Origin of the sequence: Flavobacterium sp. NRK1 (genome assembly GCF_024054175.1) — a bacterium.
Classification (GTDB): domain Bacteria; phylum Bacteroidota; class Bacteroidia; order Flavobacteriales; family Flavobacteriaceae; genus Flavobacterium.
In genome coordinates, this window is sequence record NZ_JAMXLA010000001.1 from 1839188 (window position 1) to 1857019 (window position 17832).

Genomic DNA, 17832 nt, shown 5'->3' on the forward strand with positions numbered 1-17832 from the left:
ATAAAACATACATTTGCGTAAAACAAAGTAATATGAATATTCCAGCAAATTTAAAGTACACAAAAGACCACGAGTGGGTTAAAATAGATGGTGATGTAGCTACTGTAGGTATTACAGATTTCGCTCAGAAAGAATTGGGCGATATTGTATATGTTGAGGTAGAAACTCTTGACCAGACTCTTGCTAAAGATGAAGTTTTTGGTACAGTAGAAGCTGTTAAAACAGTATCTGATCTTTTTCTTCCACTTTCAGGTGAAATTATTGAATTTAATGATTCTTTAGAAACTACTCCTGAAAAAGTAAATTCTGATCCTTACGGAGAAGGCTGGATGGTTAAAGTTAAAATTTCCGACGCTTCAGAAGAAAGCGGACTTTTGAGCAGTGACCAATACAAAGAACTTATAGGTGCGTAATAAATTTTTATTAGCGGCTATAACATGGACGGTGCTTGTAGCATATCTATGTCTTACCAATGCAGCTAATATTCCAAAAGTTTCGTGGCTTCACATTCAGAATAAAGACAAAATAGTTCATTTTATGTTCTATTTTGTTTTTACTTTTTTATGGGTAAATGCATTAAAGCAAAGCAATAAGCTTACGCCTCAAAAAGTGAAAATATACATATTTATTGCAGCTTTTGTTTTTGGGGTTATTATTGAAATATGTCAAGGTATTATTGGAAAAGGAAGAAGTGCTGACATTATAGATGTGTTGGCTAATACATCCGGTAGTGCTTTAAGTATTCTGATGATTTGGCTTTTAGAAAAAAGAAAAAAATAACAATGTCCCTTCCCGATTTACAGGAAGGGATTTTTATTTAATGTATATGGATATCAGGCAATATTTAGATTCTACGTATTTAAAAACCGCTCAGCAGGCCGGAGTGTCTGAAGATGAAAATCTTAAAATAGTAAAAAATACTATTGAAGAAGCTATCGCTCAGAATTTTAAATTAGTTATGATCCGTCCTGAAATGGTAACTATGGCCAGGAAAATAATAACGATTTCCGGATCTAAAGTAAATGTGGGAACTGTTATTGATTTTCCTTTAGGACAGGGTAGTACTGAACAAAAACTTGCTGAAGCAGACAAGGCAATTAAAGATGGTGCAGATGATCTCGACTTTGTGCTCAACTATGAAGGCTTTAAGTCAGGATACATTAATGATGTAAGAAAACAGGTATTGGAATGTACACGTTTTTGTCTGCAGCATAACAAAACGGTTAAATGGATAATAGAAATTGCAGCGCTAAATGATCATGAAATTGTTCAGCTAAGTGCACTGGTTAAAAATGTGATACTATCTAATTTTGAAGAAACCTTTTATTTATCTGTTTTTGTTAAATCGTCAACCGGATTTTACAAAACCCGCGACGGGATTCCTAATGGTGCTACGCTTTCCGGTATAAAATTGATGCTTGAAAATTCGTTCCCATTACCTGTAAAAGCGGCAGGAGGTGTTCGAACGATAGAAGAGGCGAAGCAGATGATAGCTTTAGGTGTAAAAAGAATTGGAACCTCCTCTGCAGGTGCTATTGTAAATTGCTTTAATACAGGAGATGGGGGATATTAAAAAAGTAAACCTTCCCAGTGGGAAGGTTTTCCTTTTCATAGCAAATTTCGTAAGCGGATTTTATTTCTTTTTCATAGCAATGTTTCCCAACGAAATTTTTCTTTTTCTTAAAGCAACTTAACTTTGCGTAACACTTTTGGAAGTGATTACATTTATAAGATGCCAAAAGTTTAAAAAGGTTGCGTTGGGGATATGATATTTTTTAAAAATATTTTTAGGGCTTCTTTTTAAGGATATCACTTTGAGTAAAAGTATTTTTTGGAGTATCTTTGCGCAAGTTTTTAAAAACCCAATGAAAATCATTTTGAATTCTCAACAAAATCAGATTTCCCTTAAATCACTTTTTGCGGATTTTACAGCAATCACAAAAGCCAGGCTGGCTATAAGTGTTGTTTTTTCTTCTGTGGCCGGTTACCTGCTTGGTTTTTCGGAAGAATATCCGTTTAGCTGGGCAACTCTAATACTTCTTACTATAGGGGGCTACTGTATGGTAGGGGCATCAAATGTTTTTAATCAGATAATAGAAAAAGACCTTGATGCATTAATGGACAGGACTAAAAACCGTCCGGTACCTTCAGGGAAAATATCTGTAAAAAATGCATTTGCGCTTGGCACTCTGCTTACAATTTCAGGAATAGCTATTCTTTATAGTATAAATCCTAAAACGGCAATGTTTGGTGCAATTTCTATTTTTTTATATACCAGTGTATACACTCCTTTAAAAACAAAAACACCACTTGCAGTATTTGTTGGAGCTTTTCCGGGTGCTATACCTTTTATGCTGGGATGGGTTGCTGCTACGGGTGACTTTGGAATTGAAGCAGGAACTTTATTCCTTATTCAGTTTTTCTGGCAGTTTCCTCATTTTTGGGCTATCGGCTGGTTTTTGTTTGACGATTATAAAAAAGCAGGCTTTTTTATGCTGCCTACAGGAAGAAAAGATAAAAAAACAGCATTGCAGACAATATTATATACCGTGTGGCTTATTATAGCATCGTTATTGCCTGTAACGGGTTTTACGGGAGAGCTTAAATTAAGTATAGCTTCTGCAGTTGTAGTGTTTTTATTAGGGTTATGGATGCTGGTTTATGCAGTGAAATTATACAAAAAAATGGATGCGCCTGCGGCTAAAAAGCTAATGCTGGTAAGTGTTTCTTACATATCATTGCTGCAGGTAATTTATGTTTTAGATAAATTTATACGATAATATATATGGAAATGTCTCTTAAAGAGCATAACGAAAGGAATGCCAGATCTAAAAAAATGCTGTTATGGTTTGCCATGATAAGCATGTTCATGACGTTTGCAGGATTAACCAGTGCGTACGTTGTAAGTACATCAAGGCCGGACTGGCTTAAAGATTTTGTTTTGCCTGATGCTTTTATGATAAGTACGGCTATAATCATTTTTAGTAGTTTTACTTTTCATTTGGCTAAACAGGCTATTAAAAAAAATGACAGGCAGGCAACTTCAATGTGGCTTTTGTTGACACTTGCATTGGGTATTGGTTTTGTGGTGGCTCAATTTTATGGCTTTGGAAAGGTTATAGAAAGCGGCTATTATTTTACCGGACCGGAGAGTACAGTTACTACATCTTTCCTGTATATTGTGGTAGTTGTGCACCTTGCACACTTGTTTGCAGGGCTTATTGTGCTGCTTACGGTAATTTATAATCATTTTAAACAAAAATACAGTTCTTCTCAAACCCTTGGAATAGAGTTGGGTGCAATGTTTTGGCACTTTCTGGATATTTTATGGGTATATTTGTTTTTATTTTTCTATTTCTATTAATAGAAAAAATAATGTAAATTTGGAAACTTTTTAACCAATAACTTTATATGGCAGCGACAGTTACTACAACAGCTACTACTACAGGTAAAACATGGGGCGGAGGAAACGAGCCTATGGGAGCAAGTTATGGCAAATTAATGATGTGGTTTTTCATCATGTCTGATGCTCTTACTTTCTCAGGATTTCTTGCAGCTTACGGTTTTTCTAGATTTAAATTCATTGAAACCTGGCCAATAGCGGACGAGGTGTTTAACCACTTTCCGTTTATGCATGGTGTTGATGCGCCAATGTACTATGTGGCATTCATGACATTTATACTTATTTTTTCATCGGTTACGATGGTACTTGCGGTTGATGCAGGGCATCACCTTAAAAAAACCAAAGTGGCTATATATATGCTGCTTACTATTGTGGGTGGTTTTATATTCCTTGGTTCTCAGGCTTGGGAATGGAAAAACTTCATAAAAGGTGAGTACGGTGCTGTTGAAACAAAAGGAGGAGCAATTCTTCAGTTTGTGAAACAGGGCGAAGATGGTAAATATGAGAGAGTTGCTTTAGCTGATTTTGCTGCACATTTACCTACTGACCGTGTAAACAAAAAAAGGAGCAATGGTATATGGTATGAAGAAAGTTCTGCTTTACCAACATATTCAGTAGAAGAAGTAGTTGCAGGCTTAAAAGCACATCCTGAAGTTCTGGTAAGAACTGAAAAAATTATTAAGAAACATAAAGAGGTGCTTAACAGAGAGCAGTCTCTTAAAAAAATAGAAGATGCTGCGATTGTAGTAGAGGGTGCTAACCTTATAAGAAATGAATACGGGCATAAATTATTTGCTAATTTCTTTTTCTTTATCACAGGTTTCCACGGTTTCCACGTATTCTCGGGTGTTATGATCAATGTGCTTATTTTCTTTAATGTGCTTTTAGGTACCTATGAGAAAAGAAGAAGCTATGAAATGGTTGAGAAAGTTGGTTTATACTGGCACTTTGTAGATTTAGTTTGGGTGTTTGTATTTACATTCTTCTATCTTGTTTAATTATTAAAAGAATTTTATCATGGCACATTCTCACGAATCTAATACAAAAAGAATCTGGACTGTTTTTGGATTATTATCTGTAATAACAATAGTAGAAGTTATATTAGGTATTCAAAAGCCAGCCTTTCTTCATGAAACGAATTTATTCCAGATGAATTTATTGAACTGGATATTCATAATCCTTACAATTGTTAAAGCGTACTACATTATGTGGGCGTTCATGCACCTTGAAGGAGAAAAAAGCAGTTTAAGGTGGTCTATAGTGGCGCCGTTAGTATTCTTAATTATCTATTTAGTGTTCATCTTGCTGATAGAAGGTAATTATGTTTTCGACGTGTTTCAGGCATCTCACAATTATAAGTGGATTTTCTAATAACACATTAATTATAAAAAAGGCGGTTTTTAAACCGCCTTTTTTTAATTTTGTACCCGGAAATTATTTCCTTTTACTATGAAAAGAAAACTTGTTCTTATACTCCTGCTTATATTGCCACTCTCGGCTTATATCTACTTTTCGCTTGCAAAGCATAATTCACTTTTTTTACCCGTAATTACCAAGAATGTAAATGAATTGCCTGCAGGTTCTACTTTTGACGGTAAACCCGTTACTCTTAAAGGGAACATAAGCATTGTTGGGTTTTTAGGAGATGACATTACTAAAAAGAAAGAGACCGTTTTTAATATTAATGAAAAAATTAATAATAAATATAAAGGTTTTAATGATTTTCAAATTGTAATGGTTATGCCGGAGGGAGAACAGGAAGAAGTAAAAAAAGTTATGGCAGACATAAAAGTTATGGCTGATATATCTAACTGGAAATTTTTATTTGTTAGCCCTGAACAGATAGCTGAATTTTATAATTCTCTTAAAACCGAGAAGCCTTTAGATGCCGATAACGGCACATACAGTCTTTTTATTATTGATAAGGAGCGTAGTTTGCGAGGCCGTAACGGAAAAGATAAAAAAACGGGCAAGCATGAATTTAAAGATAGTTATGACTCATTTCAGGTTTCGGAAATGCATAATGAAATGACAGATGATATAAAGATACTGCTTAGGGAATACAGGCTGGCATTAAAGAAGAATCACGGAGTGAAAGGAGTTAAGAGAGAAATATAGTTATGAAAAGTAAATCATACTCATATATAGGGATTTCATTTATCGTACTGATTTTTGGTATATGGGCTGTGCCAAAAATAGTTGCCAAATTTCAGAAATCAGATTTAGTGGAAATTGGTCCGGTACCTGAATTTAAATTAACCGACCAGAACGGAAAAACAATTACCGATAAAGATTATTTAGGGAAAGTTTATGTTGTAGAATTTTTCTTTAGTACCTGCCCTACAATTTGCCCTAAAATGAATCAGAATATGTTGTTGCTTCAGCAGGAATATTACGGTAATCCGGAGTTTGGTATAGCTTCTATAACTATTAATCCTGAATATGATACTCCTGAAGTTTTAAAAGCACATGCTGAACTTTTGGGGGCTAAACATTATAACTGGCATTTTTTAACAGGAGACAGGGATTATATTTTTAATCTTGCTAAAAAAGGATTTAATCTTTATGCCGGAACTAATAAAGAGGCTGCCGGAGGATTTGAGCATTCCGGACTTTTTGCTCTTGTTGACAAGAATGGCAAAATAAGATGCAGAAGGGATGTGCAGGGTAATCCGATACTTTATTATGACGGATTGGAAGATACAGGTGTTAAAGCAATAAAAGAAGATATAAAAAAATTACTGGAAGAATAATAATGAAAAATTCGATTAATACGGTAGAAAAAAAATACAATGTTTGGATAGTGATCCTTTCAATAGCTATACCTGTTGTTGTGGCACTGCTTTTTGGCGTTAACCTGAGAAAGCTTGGTTTTGACGTTCAGCCACTATCTTTTTTGCCGCCTATTTATGCAACTATTAACGGATTAACGGCTATAGTACTTTTTACAGCAGTATGGGCTATAAAAAATGGTAAACAGAAACTGCATGAAAATCTTATGAAGTTTGCTATAAGCCTTTCAGTTGCTTTTCTGACTATGTATGTAGCATATCATATGACATCGGATTCTACAATTTTTGGTGATTCAGATCATAATGGTATGCTTGATGATATGGAGAAAGCCAGCTTAGGCCTGATAAGATATGGGTACTATTTTATATTGATTACTCATATAGCTTTATCGGTTATTATTATACCATTTGTATTATTAACTTATGTAAGAGCTTTATCAAAAAGTTTTATAAGACATAAAAAACTTGCAAGGATAACTTATCCTATGTGGCTTTATGTGGCTGTAACCGGTGTTATAGTGTACATAATGATCAGGCCATATTATGCTCATTAATAACAAAAATTATGAGATTAAATATAAAACAATTATGCTGTTTAATATTCATGTTGCTTTTCTCGGTAGCAGGACAGGCACAATGTGCTATGTGCCGTGCAGCTTTAGAAAGTAGTAATGGCACAATTAAAGGTGAAGCTGTAAATAACGGAATAGTTTATTTAATGATATTTCCTTACCTGCTTGTTGGCGTAGTGGGATATGCTGTATACAGATTAAGAAAAAAGAAAAAGGAAGCTGAGACAGAGCAATAGTTCTTAATGGAAAATTATACATAAAAGCCACAAATTTAATTTGTGGCTTTTATGTATAATTTACTTATTTCATTCCGTCTATTTTAAGATTCATTTTTCCTGAACCTTTTATAAATGCTATAATAGCTTTATCTGTTAATTCTACTTTATCAAATTCGAAATCATTTAAATTCCCGTTTACATATATTCCCGGCATAGGCGAATAATTGTTAAGATAAGGCTGCAGGCTTTTTTTGCCCTGGTCAAGGTTATCCTGAATTGAATAACGGCAATTATCTTGAATTTTTTTAAGTATATACCCTTCAGCCAGCCAGTTGGCAGTTTTCATTAAAATACTCTTTGTATTTAATACATAGTCCATCTTATCAAAAAAGATTTCTTTTGTAACTGCATTATAATTTGGATAGCCGGTAAGATATATAGTTCCGTTTATAGATCCTGTCATATCAAGCGCTATTACCATTTTACCATCTTTACTCCACAGGTCAACTTTTTGAACTGTAACTTTTTTCTTTCCACTGCCAAATTCCTGACCCTGAAAGTTTTTTGTAATCACTTTTGAAGCGCTCTCATAGGTAGAAACAGCTGCCACAACTGCTGTGACGTTATCAGGCATCTTTTTAACCGGTTTTAAGGCAACTTCTTCCTTCTTAAAAGTGTTTTTAGGCTTTTGGCCTACCATTGTAAGCATAGTGCACTTAAGTCCCATTTCCAGAGTAACCTGCTTTTTAGATAGTACAGCATCTGTTACATATAGTTCTACTGGATTTAGCTTAAACCATGTTTCATATTGTTCATTTGTTAAGAATGGGGTACTTATTTTTTCCAGTGCATCCAGCACCTGTGGTTTAAAGTCCATAGTTTTGGTTATGGCATCGTCAAGTGTGTTTTCAATTTTAGATTTGAATAATTTAACTGCCGGATTTATCAGATAGGTAATAGCTACTTTTTTGCCGGCTATGGTAACTGTAGGGCTTTCATTCCATTGCAAAGACTCAATAGTAGTATCTGTAGAAAGTTTCCAGTTTGTTAGTCCAACTTTACTGGTAAAGGTAATTACAGCATCAAGATTTACTTCGCGTGTGTCATAAAGGCTCATTCCAAGAGCAGATGTGCCGTAGCGAATGTTGGCTTTTATTTTTATAGGGACAACAGATTGTAATTTTCCTTTTTGTTCAGAAAATTTTATGGGAGCTGTTTTCCATACCTGCATACTAATATCATCATCTTGTAAATTCTTGTCCTCATATACAAGACCTGATAATAATTTGTTTACCTGGGCTTCTATATCGGCAATAGTTATAGATACAGGAAGGTTAATGAAGGATGTTGTGCTTTGATAAACCAAAGGCGAATCGTTGCCTGGTTCAGGTTTTAAAGCTTCTATCTTTTTGGTTGTAGAGCAGCCGGTTAATAATACTGAAAAGATCAGAATACCGGAAAGTAGTAAGGTTCTCATTTGTCGCGATATAAAAAATAACGCGACAAAATTAGACTTTTATTTGTAACAAAATTAGCAGGAATTAGTCTAATAAAATATATTTATTATGACTACGTTAGATAATTTAGGTAAATTTGTAAACTCATCAATCAAATCTATGAAAAACAAATTTTGCACGATTTTTTTTCTTGCAGCTATGCTTTTTACTTTTTTGGCGAATGCCCAGGTTAAAAAGTGGACTCTTGAAGAATGTGTAAACTACGCAGTTGCAAACAATATTTCTATAAAGCTTACAGCTCTTGATGCTGAAACGGTAAATGTGGCTAAGAGCGATGCCTGGGGCGCATTTCTGCCTACTGCGAATTTACAGGGTTCTCATTCATGGAATATAGGTCTTAACCAGAATATAACAACCGGTTTGCTTGAAAACCAAACTACACAATTTACATCGGTCGGATTAAATGTTGGGGTTGATATATATAACGGACTTCAAAATCAAAACAGATTAAGGAGGGCAAACCTTGCTATCATAGCTGCACAATATAAATTAACAAAAATGGAGGAAGATATAGCCTTGAATGTTGCTAATGCTTACCTGCAGATATTATTTAATAAAGAGAACCTTAAAGTACAGGAACAGCAGTTGGCTTATGATAATCAGCAAATGGAAAGGATAGAGCAGCTTGTTGAGGGAGGGGCCGTGCCGCGTGGAGATTTATTGGATATTAAAGCTACTATCGCAGCAGACAATCAAAAGAAAATTGCGGCTGAAAATGCGCTTCTTATATCTAAACTAAGTCTTGCACAATTAATGCAGCTTGAAGATTTTCAAAATTTTGATACCAAAGACAGTGACTATCCTGAAGACCAAAGCAATGTATTGCTTGAAACACCTTCTGCTATATATGCGAAAGCAAAAGAAACCAGAACAGAATTAAAAGCAGCTAAAGCAGATGTTGAAGTTGCCGAAAAAGATGTAAAAATAGCCAGGGGAGCATATCAGCCAAGGCTCAGTGGATTTTATAGTTTTACAACCCGTGCAGCATATTCTGATAAAGTTATTGGTGTTGCTCCTAATTCTGCAAATCCTGTATCGGTTATAGGCTATGTGGAAGGTACAAACCAAAATGTATTCCAGTATAATTATCAGCCTATACTCGGAAAACACGATCCTATTTTAGATCAGTTTAATGATAATAAAGGTCATTCATTTGGTTTATCATTAAATATACCGATTCTTAACGGTTTTTCTACAAGAAATAATGTTGAAAGATCTAAGATAGATCTTGAGCGCACACGTATTACATTGCAACAGAAAGAACTTGATCTGGAAAGAAATGTATATACAGCCTATACAGATGCTCAGGGAGCTCTAAAAGCTTATGATGCGGCCGTTTCTGCAGCTAATGCCAGGGAAGAATCATTAACTTATGCAAAGGAGCGATATGAAGTAGGCCTTATAAATGTATTTGATCTTAATCAGGCACAAACGCTTGCTGTAAATGCGCAATCGGAAGTATTGCGTACAAAATATGATTTTATATTTAAAGTAAAAATACTGGAGTTTTATTTCGGAATCCCAATCTACCAAAAACAATAACCATGTCAAAAAAAACAATTTATTATTTATTAGGCGGATTAATGCTTATTATAGTTCTGCTTGTAGTACTTAAACAAAAAGGAGTTATAGGTAATAAGGACGAAGGAAAAGAGGTTGAGACTGCTATTGTTAAAGAAATAAATCTGATAGAAACGGTTTCTGCCACAGGTAAAGTACAGCCAGAGGTGGAAGTGAAAATATCATCTGAAGTTTCAGGTGAGATTATAGAATTACCTATAAAAGAAGGTCAGGCTATTAAAAAAGGTGATCTTTTAGTGCGTATTAATCCGGATTTATATGAATCAGGTTTAAGCAGGACTGCTGCATCCTTATCAACAGCAAAAGCCGGCTTAAGCCAGTCTGAGGCACAACTTAAAGAAGCAAAAGCTAATTATGAGCGTAATAAGCGTTTGTTTGATAAAGGAGTAATATCTAAATCGGAATGGGATAAAATTATTTCGGCTTATGAGGTGGCAGTTGCTTCAAGGCAATCTGCCTATTATAATGTTGCCAGTGCTAATGCAACAGTTACCGAAGCAAAAGATAATCTTAACAGAACAACAATTTATGCTCCTGTAGACGGAACTATTTCTAAGCTTGATGCAGAGCTTGGTGAAAGGGTGGTGGGAACACAACAAATGACAGGAACTGAAATATTAAGAGTTGCCAATCTTAATAATATGGAAGTAGAAGTTGATGTAAATGAAAATGATATTGTTAAGATAGAAATAGGTGATGAGGCTAATATTGAAGTTGATGCTTACCTTAAAAAACAATTTAAAGGTGTTGTAACCAGTATATCAAATTCTGCAAGCAGCGACCTTACTGCCGATCAGGTAACCAATTTTAAGGTTAAAGTGAGAATACTAAAAGAATCATATGAAGATATGACTAAGGGTAAACCTGCAAATTATTCTCCTTTCAGACCGGGAATGACTGCTACCGTTGATATTATTACAGAAAACAAGACTAATGTACTGGCAGTACCTATTAGTGCTGTTGTTGTAAAGGCTGATACTACAGCTGCAAAAAAAGATGTTCTTAAAGAGCTTGAAGAAAAAGAAAAAGAACTTAAAGAGGGTTCAACAACCAAAAAATATGAATGTGTATTCATAAAATCCGGAGATAAGGCTATACTTAGGCCAATTACTACAGGAATACAGGATGATACAAATATAGAGGTAGTAAAAGGGCTTAAAAAAGGAGAAGAAGTTATTACAGGGCCTTACAATCTTGTATCGAAAGAACTGAATCCTAATGATAAGGTTAGGACAAAACTTAAAGACAAGGATATTAAATAAAAAGATGGCTTTTATTTTAAATATTGAAACAGCTACAAAAAACTGCTCTGTCTGCCTTTCCAAAGATGGTGTTAGCGTGGCTGTTTCCGAATATGCAGGAGAGGGTTATACCCATGCTGAAAAGTTGCACGTATTTATAGAAGAGGTATTGCAAAAAGCAGCAATTACATATAAAGACCTGACTGCAGTGGCTGTTAGCATGGGGCCAGGATCTTATACGGGCTTACGGATAGGTGTCTCAGCAGCTAAAGGATTTTGTTACGCACTTAATATTCCATTAATTGCTATTGATACTCTTGAATTGCTTACCCGTAAATTAACAGTGCAGGAGGGTGTTATAATACCCATGATTGATGCCCGTCGAATGGAGGCTTATACTGCTGTTTTTAATAGGGATTATCAAAGACTTCGTGAAACAAAAGCTGAGATCATTACTGACGATTCATTTAGTGAAATTGAAGGAACTATTCATCTTATTGGAGATGGTGCATTAAAATGCAGGGAGGTATTGCCTTTTGGCAAATTCGTATATCATGAAGATATAATTTATCCTTCTGCACTTAAAATGGCTAAGTTGTCTTATGATAAATATAAAATAAGCGACACTGTTGATGTCGCTTATTTTGAACCTTTTTATTTAAAAGACTTTATTACCGGAAAATAATATTATAATATTCCGTCAAGATAGTTTCCTAGTTGCTCTAAGTCCGCTTCTTTGTCAAGATCAAGTTTATTCTTTTTAATGAAGCTTAGTATCTCCTTACTTTTTGCCGGAATAAGCTTGGCCAGATCTTTTTTGCTTGAAAAATATACAGCATCCTGTCCTTTTAAGCTAATGTAAAATTCGTCATTAACTTTTTTGTAGTTGGCAGGTTTGTAAGTCTGGTAACTGCTTGCAGGAAATACTTCCGGCTGAAGGTAGATTCTTTCTCTTTTAAAAATTTTTACATTTGGCTTATCGCTTACCAAGTTAAGATAGCCGTTTATTATTTCATCATCATCAGTTTTATATTGTTGTAAAACATAAGTATCTCCTGTACTTGTGAAATTTACTGAAACATCTTTTTGCAAGGGTAAAATAGTATTTGTACCGTCCAAAGGATTGCTGATTTCGAATTTGTCAGAATAAGCATTGTAGCGGGCCAAAACAGTTTTATCTGAATTAGATAACCTGGCAGGCATATATTTTTCATTAATGAACATTGAGCCTGTTGCAGGCTGGCTCTTTTCTTTCATTACATATATCTGGCCACTATGCACAGGTGTTTGTTGTACTTGAGCTGATGCTAAACCAGTGGTTAGGACAATGGCAGCAGCAGTAAAGATTAAATTTAAATTTTTCATTTTTGGAAATTAATAGTTCTTATTGCAATTTTTTATAAGGGGCAAATATACTTTTTTATAGTATAAAAGCTATATTTTCAGTTAATAAATAACCAAAAAACATGCCACTCCTTCAAACGGGATGAAACAAGAATTATTGTAAAAGACTTTTATTTTTGTCTCCGGCAATATGTATATCTCTCTGAGGGAATGGAATTTCTATTCCGGCTTCATCAAAAGCATTTTTTATGTTCTCATAAAAATCAGATACAACTGTTCCGTAATTTTCACGCACGGTCCAGATAAATACCATAAGGTTAACAGAACTTTCTGCTAATTCTTTCACTTCAATATTAGAGGCTGGTTCTGTTAGTATTTTTTTATCGGCGGCTATAACGCTGTAAATTATATTTTTTACCTGTTTAAGATCGCTGCTATAGCCAACACCCAATTGTATCTGTGCTCTGCGCAAAGGTTCCTGAGAAAAGTTTTTAATAGTATTATTAGATAATGTTCCGTTTGGTAAATAAACAACCTGATTGTTTGGAGTTATTATTCTGGTACTAAAAATCTGAATACTGTTCACGGTTCCAGCCTGCCCCTGTGCTTCTATATAATCGCCTACACGGAAGGGTTTAAATAATACTATAAGCAAACCACCTGCGAAATTAGATAAAGAACCCTGTAATGAAAGGCCTACCGCGATTCCTATTGTGCCTAACAAGGCCATAAGTGAAGTAGTTTCTATACCCAGCTGGCCTATTATTGTTATAACCAGGGTTGCTCTGAAAATCCAGGTACACACATCCAGAACGAATTTTAGGAATGTAGGATCCATTTCGCGGGATGTCATTAGGCGGGTCATAATCTTTCTGAAGACCTTAATAGCAACTATTCCTACTACTAATATAATGACGGCTCTTAAAAAACTGGGAATAAAGTTAACAATGGCTATTATCATCCAGTCGATATAAAAATCTAATTTTTCAGTATCAACAAAAAATAGGGGTATCATTTTGCTTGTAAATCGGTTAGGGTTTCCTCAATAGTTTTTTTAGGCAAATCGCATGTTCTGTTATGGCAAATGTAAAACAGAAGCTCGTTTTCTACAAAACGATCGTGTAAAAAAGGCAGGCTGCTTTCTGTATTGCTCCCCGCTATAATAACATGTGGGAGATATTGGCTGTTTATTTGTTTTATAGCTTCATCAGCATTGGGTCCGCATACCGCAAGCTCTTTATTTTTATTTGAGAGATCCAGCCATAAATTAAGCCAGTTTGAAAAAGCTGAAGGATAATCCAGATTTGGAATTATAAGATAAAGCATCTGTAATGCATTTTTTTCATAATATGTATTGTCAAAAAGAAGACTGAGCTTATACAATACATTTGCAATTACGGAATTTGATGCCGGGATAACATTATCTTCAGTTTCAAAATGAGCAGCTATAAGCTGTTCTTCTTTAGCAGATGTATAAGCAAAAAACTGTTGTTTTTCATCATAAAAATTTTCCAGGCAATAGTCGGCAAGCTGCTTAGCATACATGAGCCACTTTTCTTCTAGCGTAGCTTCATACATGCTAATAAATGCTTCGGCAGTTAATGCATAATCTTCAAGAAAGCCTTTTATTTTTGCAGTACCATTTTTATAGGTGCGCCATAAATGCCCATCTGCATGCCAAAGTTTGTCGCATATAAAAAGAGCGTTCCGTCTTGCGGCGTTTATATAGGTTTCGTTACCTGTGGCTTTATAAGCATCGGTATAGCCTTTTAACATAAGAGCATTCCATGAAGTAAGTATTTTGTCATCAAGCCGGGGCTTAGCTCTTTGTTCACGTATAGTATAAAGTAATTTTTCCCAATTGTGTTTTTTTAATTTCAGAGTTTCGGTTGAAATAGAATTTGCTTCGGCAATATTTTCAAGAGAATCGTTCTGAATGAGTACAAAATAACCATTTTCCCAATATCCGAACTCATTTATATTAAATAACTGTGCAAACAGGTCGAAATCCTCTTTAAGTATTTCTATTAACTGCTGTTTTTCCCAAACATAAAAAGCACCTTCTTCAAGATGGCCTTTTTCGTTAAGGCTGTCAGCATCTAAGGCGCTGTAAAAAGCGCCGCTGTCGTCTAAAAGTTCTTTGGTAAGAAATGAATGCGTTTTCTCTATTACTTCTTTGTAAAGCGGATTTTTGGTGCGTTTATATGCATCGGCATATAAACTCATAAGCTGTCCGTTATCATATAGCATTTTCTCAAAATGGGGTACATGCCATTTCATATCTACAGAATAGCGTGAAAAGCCTCCATCTAGTGTATCAAAAAGACCTCCCCATGCCATGCGTGTCAGTGTAATGTCTACAAATTCTAATATATCCTGTCTTTTTTCCTGAAAACCATAACGCTGCAGAAATAAAAAATTATTTGGCATCATGAATTTTGGAGCCCGGGCGTAGCCACCAAATTCCCAGTCAAAACTTTTAGCCCATTTTTCTACTATAGGAACAATGTTTTCAGGATTTGCGATTGCACCTGTAGTGTTTTGGCCAAGTAAAACTAATGACTGTATTCCGCCCAATAGTTTAGAGGCATATTCCTCCATTTTTTCCGGCTCGGTCTCATATAAATTCTGGAGTTGTTGTAAAGTATCTATCCAGTTGTTTTTTCTAAAATAAGTGCCTCCCCAAACGGGCCTGCCATCAGGCAGCAATACGGCATTCATTGGCCACCCTCCCTGACCTGTCATAATTTGAACCGCTTTCATATAAGTAGCATCAACATCGGGGCGTTCCTCGCGATCTACCTTGATAGATATAAAATGCTTATTCATAATTGCAGCCACCTCTTCATCTTCAAAACTTTCATGCTCCATAACATGACACCAGTGGCATGCTGAATAACCTATGCTAACAATAATGAGTTTGTTTTCTTTACGGGCTTTATCAAGTGATGCCTCATTCCAGGCTTTCCAGTATATGGGGTTGTTGGCGTGTTGTAGTAAGTAAGGACTCGTTTCAAAATGCAGCTCGTTCATGGCAAATTTTTTGAAGGGCTAAATTACTAAAACCCGAAAGGGGGACAAAGAGAATTAATAAAACAAAAACGAATTAATTTTCAATCTACAAAGGTGATAAGTCTTTAATTATTGTTGAGTTTAAGATGAAAGGATGTATTGAACTCTTAAACTCATGAGATTTAGAAAAAAATCAGTCGGTAAAAACTTCAATACTAAAAGAGGGAATAACAAAATACTTTTTTTTACCCCACATTCTATGTGTAGTTTTTAATGTCTTTTCCCAAATGTCATTAATGTTTTCCCACCCCTTGTTTGTGTATTTATGATTTGATAAAAATATTTTTTCCTTTGAATTAATAGTTTCAAATTCATTCATGTGCTGTTTGTCAAATGAATATTTACCCAACGCATCATAAACATCAATAACATCAATACCAATATATGCACCATCAGGCGGAAGTACGATACCGTACTGTGTCAAATCCACCTTGACCTCTCCTTCGTGAGCCGGTTTAAGCGTAAAAATTATATCCTGGTTTAATAACATTTCTCCGGGTTGAGAATGTTTTGTACTATCTTTTACGCTATACATAACTATGCGTATTTTATTTTCAACTATAGTTTTCTTTGTTGCAAACGAAAAAGATTTTAGGGTAACAGGTTTTTTAAAACGATTTTTAAAGTAAATGATGATTTCTACATCTTTAAGCATTCCCAGATATCTTCCTTTTTTACCTTTATATGCTATTGTTTCTACAGTCTTATTGGAAATGATAACTTCATTAAGTTCCGTTGCTTTTGGTTTTAAAACAACCGTAAATGATTTTACATTTTTATGTTCAATCGTTAAATCTTCATAACCAATACTGGAAATTTTTATAAATTCATAATTTGTTGCAGGAAGCTCTGCTTTGCCATTTTCATCACATGATAATCCCCCAATGATTTTATTATTATCTAAGAGATAAATAGAAGTATAAGGTATGGGCAGACGGCTTAACTCATCTATTACATTAATGGTTTGTGAAAATATATTATGACTTATCAGCAGAAATAATATGTAATAAAATTTTTTCATAAAAAAGAAAGGGTTTGGTAAATATACCAAACCCTAAAGATATTATTTAATCTACATGAACTGAAGGTCCGCAAGGCTCTCTTAACGGAGTAACGCCGTCTAATTCGTAGGTTGTTCTTGTGCTTACTGCCACACCAAAAGCATAATAATTTTGGTAAACCGATCTTGACCACTCACCATTTATTTCTTCACAAGGCCCCCTTTCATAATCGCCCCATCCAAAGAATTTTCCATTAGTTGCTACCGGTGAGCTTGGATTAAAAGGGTTTCTTGGGTAATTAGGATCCAGTGTTAAATCAAAACGTATAATAGATAACGTGTTATCTGCATTATATTCATATTGATCTACAATATCATTTGCCTCCTGATAATCCAGATAAACTGTTCTTCTGTTTGAATCTGTAACAAAATAACCTGCTAATCCTTTATCACCTTCTACTCCTAAATATACTTCGCTAACATAGAATTCTTTATCTAAATCCTGATAAGTTCTTCCTTCAGCGATGTCATATTCACTGTTGTAAAGGTCGGTCATAACCCTGTCAAATTCAGGGTAAACTTCACGAGCAAGTTTTTTAATTGACCTGTCATTAGTTGCTGAAGTATCCATGTCTTCGTTACTACAGCTTAAAACAAAAAAGGCAATGCCTGCTAAAGCTAAAATTTTTTTCATAATGTTAAAATAATTAATTGGTTTTGCCAAATTTAACAGTCTTTATAGTTAAAAACCTGTTAATTTAATGGTTAAAATCTTGTTAAATATTTTAACGGCTTTAAAATAAACGCTAATTCAATAGAAAAAGCCGGCTTAATTTAAGCCGGCTTTCTGTGGTACCTCCAGGAATCGAACCAGGGACACATGGATTTTCAGTCCATTGCTCTACCAACTGAGCTAAGGTACCATTAAGTGCAATAACATTATTTCATTTTTGAAAGCGAAACCGCTTTTTGAATAAAAAAGCCCCTGAAATTTCAAGGGCTTTTGTGGTACCTCCAGGAATCGAACCAGGGACACATGGATTTTCAGTCCATTGCTCTACCAACTGAGCTAAGGTACCGTTGTTATTGCGG

At 34.8% G+C, this 17832-nt stretch carries 20 protein-coding genes and 2 tRNA genes; 14 read left to right on the top strand and 8 right to left on the bottom strand.

The window, feature by feature from the left end; all coding sequences use genetic code 11:
• Positions 1-32 precede the first annotated feature (32 nt).
• From gcvH to NHE85_RS08435, 11 genes are all read left to right on the top strand, one after another.
• The gene (gcvH, locus tag NHE85_RS08385; RefSeq protein ID WP_252811559.1) at positions 33-413 is read left to right on the top strand and encodes a glycine cleavage system protein GcvH; all 381 of its coding nucleotides are present in this window, start codon (positions 33-35) and stop codon (positions 411-413) included.
• A complete protein-coding gene (locus tag NHE85_RS16740; protein WP_252811561.1) occupies positions 406-780 on the top strand; it encodes a VanZ family protein in 375 nt (124 codons plus the stop codon). The genes gcvH and NHE85_RS16740 overlap by 8 nt, the downstream gene beginning before the upstream one ends.
• Positions 781-826: 46 nt before the next feature.
• On the top strand, positions 827-1573 hold the full coding sequence (deoC, locus tag NHE85_RS08395; protein ID WP_252811563.1) for a deoxyribose-phosphate aldolase: 747 nt from the start codon (positions 827-829) through the stop codon (positions 1571-1573).
• Between the two features lie 304 nt (positions 1574-1877).
• Complete coding sequence (gene cyoE, locus NHE85_RS08400) at positions 1878-2780, top strand: heme o synthase (RefSeq protein ID WP_252813289.1); 903 nt, start codon at positions 1878-1880, stop codon at positions 2778-2780.
• 5 nt (positions 2781-2785) lie between these two features.
• A complete protein-coding gene (locus NHE85_RS08405; protein ID WP_252811565.1) occupies positions 2786-3364 on the top strand; it encodes a cytochrome c oxidase subunit 3 in 579 nt (192 codons plus the stop codon).
• Positions 3365-3411: 47 nt separating this feature from the next.
• Positions 3412-4401 carry a cytochrome c oxidase subunit 3 gene (locus NHE85_RS08410; RefSeq protein ID WP_252811567.1) on the top strand — a complete coding sequence of 330 codons (990 nt, stop codon included), beginning with the start codon at positions 3412-3414 and terminating at the stop codon, positions 4399-4401.
• Positions 4402-4420: 19 nt separating this feature from the next.
• Entirely contained in the window at positions 4421-4774 is a 354-nt protein-coding gene (locus tag NHE85_RS08415; RefSeq protein ID WP_252811568.1) for a cytochrome C oxidase subunit IV family protein, read from the top strand.
• Positions 4775-4852: 78 nt separating this feature from the next.
• Positions 4853-5521, top strand: coding sequence for a hypothetical protein (locus NHE85_RS08420; protein ID WP_252811570.1), 669 nt, complete (start codon positions 4853-4855; stop codon positions 5519-5521).
• 2 nt (positions 5522-5523) lie between these two features.
• Positions 5524-6156 carry an SCO family protein gene (locus NHE85_RS08425; protein ID WP_252811572.1) on the top strand — a complete coding sequence of 211 codons (633 nt, stop codon included), beginning with the start codon at positions 5524-5526 and terminating at the stop codon, positions 6154-6156.
• Between the two features lie 2 nt (positions 6157-6158).
• The gene (locus NHE85_RS08430) at positions 6159-6749 is read left to right on the top strand and encodes a DUF420 domain-containing protein (protein ID WP_252811574.1); all 591 of its coding nucleotides are present in this window, start codon (positions 6159-6161) and stop codon (positions 6747-6749) included.
• 11 nt (positions 6750-6760) lie between these two features.
• Positions 6761-7003, top strand: a complete 243-nt coding sequence (locus NHE85_RS08435; RefSeq protein ID WP_252811576.1) for a hypothetical protein — start codon at positions 6761-6763, stop codon at positions 7001-7003.
• A 64-nt stretch (positions 7004-7067) separates the two neighbouring features.
• Here NHE85_RS08435 and NHE85_RS08440 read toward each other — a convergent pair whose 3' ends face one another.
• Positions 7068-8462: a DUF4403 family protein gene (locus NHE85_RS08440; RefSeq protein WP_252811578.1), complete on the bottom strand. Its 1395-nt coding sequence runs from the start codon at positions 8460-8462 to the stop codon at positions 7068-7070.
• 139 nt (positions 8463-8601) lie between these two features.
• Here NHE85_RS08440 and NHE85_RS08445 point away from each other — a divergent pair, with 139 nt between their 5' ends.
• The 3 genes from NHE85_RS08445 to tsaB are packed head-to-tail and all read left to right on the top strand — an operon-like array spanning position 8602 to position 12009.
• Positions 8602-10044 (top strand): TolC family protein, encoded by a 1443-nt coding sequence (locus tag NHE85_RS08445; protein ID WP_252811581.1) that lies wholly within the window; start codon positions 8602-8604, stop codon positions 10042-10044.
• Between the two features lie 2 nt (positions 10045-10046).
• Positions 10047-11345: an efflux RND transporter periplasmic adaptor subunit gene (locus NHE85_RS08450; RefSeq protein WP_252811583.1), complete on the top strand. Its 1299-nt coding sequence runs from the start codon at positions 10047-10049 to the stop codon at positions 11343-11345.
• A gap of 4 nt (positions 11346-11349) precedes the next feature.
• Complete coding sequence (gene tsaB, locus NHE85_RS08455; protein ID WP_252811586.1) at positions 11350-12009, top strand: tRNA (adenosine(37)-N6)-threonylcarbamoyltransferase complex dimerization subunit type 1 TsaB; 660 nt, start codon at positions 11350-11352, stop codon at positions 12007-12009.
• Between the two features lie 2 nt (positions 12010-12011).
• Here the strand turns inward: tsaB and NHE85_RS08460 are convergent, their stop codons facing one another.
• The 7 genes from NHE85_RS08460 to NHE85_RS08490 all read right to left on the bottom strand — a co-directional run bounded on the left by NHE85_RS08460 (position 12012) and on the right by NHE85_RS08490 (position 17819).
• Positions 12012-12689 carry a hypothetical protein gene (locus NHE85_RS08460; protein ID WP_252811588.1) on the bottom strand — a complete coding sequence of 226 codons (678 nt, stop codon included), beginning with the start codon at positions 12687-12689 and terminating at the stop codon, positions 12012-12014.
• A gap of 133 nt (positions 12690-12822) precedes the next feature.
• Positions 12823-13683, bottom strand: coding sequence for a mechanosensitive ion channel family protein (locus NHE85_RS08465; RefSeq protein ID WP_252811591.1), 861 nt, complete (start codon positions 13681-13683; stop codon positions 12823-12825).
• Entirely contained in the window at positions 13680-15701 is a 2022-nt protein-coding gene (locus tag NHE85_RS08470) for a thioredoxin domain-containing protein (protein WP_252811594.1), read from the bottom strand. The genes NHE85_RS08465 and NHE85_RS08470 overlap by 4 nt, the downstream gene beginning before the upstream one ends.
• A 172-nt stretch (positions 15702-15873) precedes the next feature.
• On the bottom strand, positions 15874-16761 hold the full coding sequence (locus NHE85_RS08475) for a carboxypeptidase-like regulatory domain-containing protein (RefSeq protein WP_252811595.1): 888 nt from the start codon (positions 16759-16761) through the stop codon (positions 15874-15876).
• Positions 16762-16807: 46 nt separating this feature from the next.
• Positions 16808-17434, bottom strand: a complete 627-nt coding sequence (locus NHE85_RS08480) for a hypothetical protein (RefSeq protein WP_252811596.1) — start codon at positions 17432-17434, stop codon at positions 16808-16810.
• Positions 17435-17590: 156 nt separating this feature from the next.
• A tRNA-Phe gene (locus NHE85_RS08485) sits at positions 17591-17663 on the bottom strand.
• 83 nt (positions 17664-17746) lie between these two features.
• A tRNA-Phe gene (locus NHE85_RS08490) sits at positions 17747-17819 on the bottom strand.
• Positions 17820-17832: the final 13 nt, after the last annotated feature.

Coding starts and splice junctions, on each gene's coding strand:
- gcvH (WP_252811559.1), top strand. CDS start 33: ATGAATATTCCAGCAAATTTAAAGTACACAAAAGACCACGAGTGGGTT.
- deoC (WP_252811563.1), top strand. CDS start 827: ATGGATATCAGGCAATATTTAGATTCTACGTATTTAAAAACCGCTCAG.
- NHE85_RS08405 (WP_252811565.1), top strand. CDS start 2,786: ATGGAAATGTCTCTTAAAGAGCATAACGAAAGGAATGCCAGATCTAAA.
- NHE85_RS08410 (WP_252811567.1), top strand. CDS start 3,412: ATGGCAGCGACAGTTACTACAACAGCTACTACTACAGGTAAAACATGG.
- NHE85_RS08415 (WP_252811568.1), top strand. CDS start 4,421: ATGGCACATTCTCACGAATCTAATACAAAAAGAATCTGGACTGTTTTT.
- NHE85_RS08420 (WP_252811570.1), top strand. CDS start 4,853: ATGAAAAGAAAACTTGTTCTTATACTCCTGCTTATATTGCCACTCTCG.
- NHE85_RS08425 (WP_252811572.1), top strand. CDS start 5,524: ATGAAAAGTAAATCATACTCATATATAGGGATTTCATTTATCGTACTG.
- NHE85_RS08430 (WP_252811574.1), top strand. CDS start 6,159: ATGAAAAATTCGATTAATACGGTAGAAAAAAAATACAATGTTTGGATA.
- NHE85_RS08435 (WP_252811576.1), top strand. CDS start 6,761: ATGAGATTAAATATAAAACAATTATGCTGTTTAATATTCATGTTGCTT.
- NHE85_RS08440 (WP_252811578.1), bottom strand. CDS start 8,462: ATGAGAACCTTACTACTTTCCGGTATTCTGATCTTTTCAGTATTATTA.
- NHE85_RS08445 (WP_252811581.1), top strand. CDS start 8,602: ATGAAAAACAAATTTTGCACGATTTTTTTTCTTGCAGCTATGCTTTTT.
- NHE85_RS08450 (WP_252811583.1), top strand. CDS start 10,047: ATGTCAAAAAAAACAATTTATTATTTATTAGGCGGATTAATGCTTATT.
- tsaB (WP_252811586.1), top strand. CDS start 11,350: ATGGCTTTTATTTTAAATATTGAAACAGCTACAAAAAACTGCTCTGTC.
- NHE85_RS08460 (WP_252811588.1), bottom strand. CDS start 12,689: ATGAAAAATTTAAATTTAATCTTTACTGCTGCTGCCATTGTCCTAACC.
- NHE85_RS08465 (WP_252811591.1), bottom strand. CDS start 13,683: ATGATACCCCTATTTTTTGTTGATACTGAAAAATTAGATTTTTATATC.
- NHE85_RS08470 (WP_252811594.1), bottom strand. CDS start 15,701: ATGAACGAGCTGCATTTTGAAACGAGTCCTTACTTACTACAACACGCC.
- NHE85_RS08475 (WP_252811595.1), bottom strand. CDS start 16,761: ATGAAAAAATTTTATTACATATTATTTCTGCTGATAAGTCATAATATA.
- NHE85_RS08480 (WP_252811596.1), bottom strand. CDS start 17,434: ATGAAAAAAATTTTAGCTTTAGCAGGCATTGCCTTTTTTGTTTTAAGC.